Below are 4,061 nucleotides of genomic sequence, written 5' to 3'. Positions count from 1 at the left end.
ATGGAATAAGGAAAACATTATCGCCGAATAAATAACAGCTTTTCGTGGCGAGTAACGACTGGCTAAACCTTTTAAAATCACCCCTCGGAAAAGAAACTCTTCGGTTAAAGGAGCGATTATTCCAACAAGTATAATGGATGAGAATCCGGAGGTTACGATGCTGGTCATTAATCTATTAATAAATTCCGGCGCTGGCAATATATACCGCAGAAGATTATCTGTCTCTGAAGCTATAATCCCTAACCCAATAAGTAAAGGAAATAATGGCAGAATAATATTGTAACGAAACGAAGTTAGTTGAAGAATTTCCGCCCATTTTTGTTTTGTTTTATTATGAACAAAAAGAAGGATTAACCCAAAAGAAATCAAATTTGTAAAACCTGCGACTATAGAATTCTCAAGAAAAGCGCTTTTGAATATTATAGACGCAATGCCTATTATAATTCCGCAGGAAATCTGGAGAACCAATACAAGGAATAAAAGCCAGAGACTCTGTTTGAAATTAGGGTATAATTCACTCTTGTTCATATTTTGAGCATGGGACAGAACAATGTTATTCTGCATGCTTCACGCTTTTAACACACAGGGCTGCATCAGGTCTATCAGGGACATTTTACAAAACCTTGACGCAGATCGTGGCGTTGTGTCCGCCGAATCCGAGAGAATTGGATATTGCCGCGGTGATCTTGTAATCACGGGGCTGGTTCGGAACATAGTCAAGGTCGCATTCAGGATCCCTGGTGAACTGATTTATCGTGGCGTGCAGCTTTCCGTTTTTCATCTGCAGAAGCGTTGCCGTGAGCTCATTGGCCGACGCGGCGCCGAGCATATGCCCCGTCATGGATTTTGTTGAATTAACCGGTATCTTATAAGCGCGCTCGCCGAACACCATTTTGATGGCGGCGGTTTCCCCTTTGTCATTGAAAGCTGTTGATGTGCCGTGAGCGTTGATGTAGTTTATATCATCCAGTGAAAGCCCGGCGTCTCTGATACAGAATTCCATGGCTTTGGACGACGCCTCGCCGCCCGGCGCCGGCGCTGTTATGTGATAGGCGTCATCCGTGGCGCCGAAACCCGCCAGTTCCGCGTATATGTGAGCGCCCCTGTTCCGGGCGTGTTCGAGTTCCTCAAGCACAATGATCCCTGAACCCTCGGACATCACGAAGCCGTCCCTGTCCTTGTCAAAAGGCCTGGATGCCGTCTTTGGATCGTCATTCCTTGTTGAGAGAGCCTTCAGCGCGCAGAAACTTCCGTGGCCCAAAGGCGTTATCGCGGCCTCAGTGCCGCCGGAAAGTATGACATCCGCGTCGCCGTATTGTATCGTGCGCAAAGCCGTACCGAGAGCGTGATTGGATGAAGCGCAGGCGGAAACAATGCTGAAATTATGGCCTTTGAGGCCGAATCGTATGGCTATTTCGCCGGCAACCATATTTATTATCATCTTCGGCGCCAGAAAAGGTGATATTCTCCTTGGGCCCCGCGAAGTGAGTATATTCGCCCCATCCTCGACGGTGCCTATTCCTCCTATGCCGGAGGCGACAATGGCTCCGCAGCGGAAAGGGTCTTCTTTCCCGATATCCAGCCCTGAGTCTTCCATGGCTTCCGCGGCGGCGGCAATGCCGAACTGCGTGAATTTATCCATTTTTTTGATCTTCATCGGATCTATATATTTTTCGGGATCAAAGCCTTTCACCTCACAGGCGAAAGTCGTGGAATGCTTTGACGCGTCAAAATTGGTGATGGGGGCGGCGGCGGATTCGCTTTTCATAAGCCCCTGCCAGTACGCTTCCTTGCCTATACCTATAGGCGAGACTATCCCGATCCCGGTAATAACCACTCTTCTTTTTTCCATGGTAATTAAACCTCCCAATTTTTATCCGGTTTTCTAACCGTTCAATTCAACAACAGCAGTTTCAAGCGAAACCGTATTTCCGACGGATAACGTTTTTATATCCGCCACTGTTGTTAAATCCGTTTTTATCAATTATTTCAACAAATCTTTCATCAAAATGCCCGTTTCCCACGGTACATCAGCGATGCTGACTCCCGCTTTGGTGAGGGCTTTTATCTTTGAATCCGCAGAACCCATTCCCCCTTCAATAATGGCGCCGGCATGGCCCATTCTCTTCCCGGGGGGAGCGTTTTGCCCCGCGATAAACGCGACTGTGGGAATTTTATTTTGGCTGTTTGCGATATAATCGGCAAGCTCCTCTTCCATTGTACCGCCGATTTCACCGACAATAATTACACCGTCGGTTTTTTCGTCTTTTTCAAAGAGCATATATATGTCCTTAAACGTAGTACCTACAACGGGGTCGCCGCCCAAACCGACAATGGTACTTTGACCCAAACCTTCTTTTACAAGACAATAGCATATCTCAACCGTCAAAGTCCCGCTTCTTGATATAACGCCGATATTGCCTTTTTTTACATATTCCGTGGCTAAAACGCCTATTTTACTTTCTTCCGGAGTCAAAATGCCCGGCGTATTCGGACCTATCAGCATCACATTATGTTTTTTCGCGTTAGATATAAATTTAAGCGAATCGTGAGGGGATATCCCTTCAGTAATCGCGATTATAATATTTATGCCGCCGTCAACCGCTTCGTTAGCCGCGGGCAAGGTAAATTTTGAAGGAACAAATATTCCACAGGCATCAATTTGATGTTCCGCCAGAGCCTCTTTGACTGAATTATATACGGGTTTTCCCAAATGCGTTATTCCGCCCTTCCCCGGGGTCACGCCGCAAACGATGTTTGTACCCATATCAAGCATCTTGCGGGAATGAAATGTTCCTTCTTTGCCTGTCATCCCCGAAACCAGAACTTTCGTAGTTTTATTTATTAGAATTGACATTATAAAGTTTTTAAAATTTCCACAACTCTTTTACCGGCGTCTATATCATCTTCGTACAGTTCTTTCACGCCGGCGTTCTTTAAAGTCTCCAACCCTTCCACTGAACCCGTACCGCGCATGGCTATAACCAGAGGAACATTTAGAATTCCGCTTTTAATTGCCTCAGCCAAACCTTTCGCGATTACGTCGCATCTTGATATACATCCGAAAAAATTACCGAATATTATTTTAACGTTAGGATTAGCGAGAATTATTTCTATCGCCTCTTTTGCCTTGTGATATGTCCGGCCGGATACTTCAAGAAAATTAGCCGGTTTGCCTCCAAAATAAGTGATGATGTCAAGCGTTGCCATATTCAGCCCCGCGCCATTACCCGTAACGCCTATATCACCGTCCAATTCCACATATCCAAGATTAATTTTTCTCGCTCTCGTTTCTAACGGCGTGTATGTATCCTCTTCTTTCTGATATTCAGGATGTTTGTGAACGGCTTCATCATATATTGATATTCTGGCATCCGCTGCAATAAGTTTTCCGTCACCCGTTATAACAAGCGGGTTTATTTCCGCGACATCACATTCGTATTCAGTAAAAATTCTGTAGAGAGCCCGCGCTATATCAGCGATTTCCAAAGTTGTTTTTTCATCAAACCCAAGTTTACCAATCAAACTTTCAACATGGTTTTTATTGAAACCGTCAAGTATGTCTATGGACAATTTGATTATAGCCTCAGGCCTTGTACGGGCAAGCTCTTCTATGTCCATTCCGCCTTCACCTGAAATCATGAACACTATTTTAGCTTTGGATCGCAGAATGCTGTAACCGAGATAAATTTCCCGTTTTATATCAAGTTGTTCCTCAATAAGTATCTGCCTGGCCTGTAAACCTTTGATCCTGAGACTTAAAAGCTGCTTAAAACCGTTACGCACTTCCTCTTCCGTAAATGCCGGTTTAATTCCGCCGGCTTTACCGCGCCCGCCGGTCAGCACCTGGGATTTTAAAACAACAGGTTTGTTTGTAAGATGCCGGCCTCTATCCGCATTATATTGCTCATATACACTGCCCGTTGGTATGGGAATTGAATATTCGGTAAAAATTTTCTTGGCTTCAAATTCATAAAGTTTCATATTTTTATAATAGCATAATCTATCGGTTGGTGTCTATTTTACAATTCCAAAACCTCGAAAGTTCCATTTTGTTATGT

Annotated in this window: 3 protein-coding genes and 1 pseudogene; all 4 read right to left on the bottom strand. The window is 44.7% G+C overall.

Annotated elements, in window-relative coordinates; genetic code table 11:
- The coding region (locus FP827_01505) for a CPBP family intramembrane metalloprotease (GenBank protein MBA3051760.1) at window positions 1-564 on the bottom strand (564 nt) is incomplete at its 3' end.
- A 49-nt stretch (window positions 565-613) separates the two neighbouring features.
- Window positions 614-1,852 carry a beta-ketoacyl-ACP synthase II gene (gene fabF / locus FP827_01500; GenBank protein MBA3051759.1) on the bottom strand — a complete coding sequence of 413 codons (1,239 nt, stop codon included), beginning with the start codon at window positions 1,850-1,852 and terminating at the stop codon, window positions 614-616.
- Window positions 1,853-1,984: 132 nt separating this feature from the next.
- Window positions 1,985-2,857 carry a succinate--CoA ligase subunit alpha gene (gene sucD / locus FP827_01495; GenBank protein ID MBA3051758.1) on the bottom strand — a complete coding sequence of 291 codons (873 nt, stop codon included), beginning with the start codon at window positions 2,855-2,857 and terminating at the stop codon, window positions 1,985-1,987.
- A pseudogene (gene sucC / locus FP827_01490) lies at window positions 2,857-3,984 on the bottom strand (ADP-forming succinate--CoA ligase subunit beta). Before sucC ends, sucD begins: the two are co-directional and overlap by 1 nt.
- Between the last annotated feature and the right edge of the window lie 77 nt (window positions 3,985-4,061).

This window comes from Candidatus Omnitrophota bacterium (assembly GCA_013791745.1).
In the GTDB taxonomy this organism is placed as follows: domain Bacteria; phylum CG03; class CG03; order CG03; family CG03; genus CG03.
Note: the sequence above shows the minus strand (reverse complement) of the source record. Positions and strands in the feature narration are given on the sequence as shown.

Bases quoted from the DNA above. Each gene is read 5' to 3' on its own strand.
- fabF (MBA3051759.1), bottom strand. From the start codon at position 1,852: ATGGAAAAAAGAAGAGTGGTTATTACCGGGATCGGGATAGTCTCGCCT.
- sucD (MBA3051758.1), bottom strand. From the start codon at position 2,857: ATGTCAATTCTAATAAATAAAACTACGAAAGTTCTGGTTTCGGGGATG.